The 277-nt window shown below is 41.2% G+C and carries 1 rRNA gene; it reads right to left on the reverse strand.

Going from position 1 to position 277, the window contains the following annotated elements:
* Nucleotides 1-87 (reverse strand): 23S ribosomal RNA (locus H6B10_RS16175); the annotation flags it as partial.
* Nucleotides 88-277: the final 190 nt, after the last annotated feature.

The following is a 277-nucleotide window of genomic DNA, read 5'->3' on the forward strand; positions in this document are numbered from 1 at the left end:
TCCTCCCCAAGGCTTATCGCAGCTTACCACGTCTTTCATCGGCTCCCAGTGCCAAGGCATTCTCCTTGCGCCCTTTGTAGCTTGACCGTTGTTTATCTTTCGATAAACATATCTCTTTTCAGATTCTCCATTTGCCAACGAGATTTTACCGCTTGGTGAAATTATAGATTTTAGAATTAAAATCAGGAATTTTACTTAGCTTAAAATCTCATTTCGCAGTTCTATATTCAGTTTTCAAGGTACATCTGACGCCTTCGGCGTCATCTGTCTTGCTTCA

The sequence above is a fragment of the Gemmiger formicilis genome (genome assembly GCF_016901605.1).
In the GTDB taxonomy this organism is placed as follows: domain Bacteria; phylum Bacillota; class Clostridia; order Oscillospirales; family Ruminococcaceae; genus Gemmiger; species Gemmiger formicilis_B.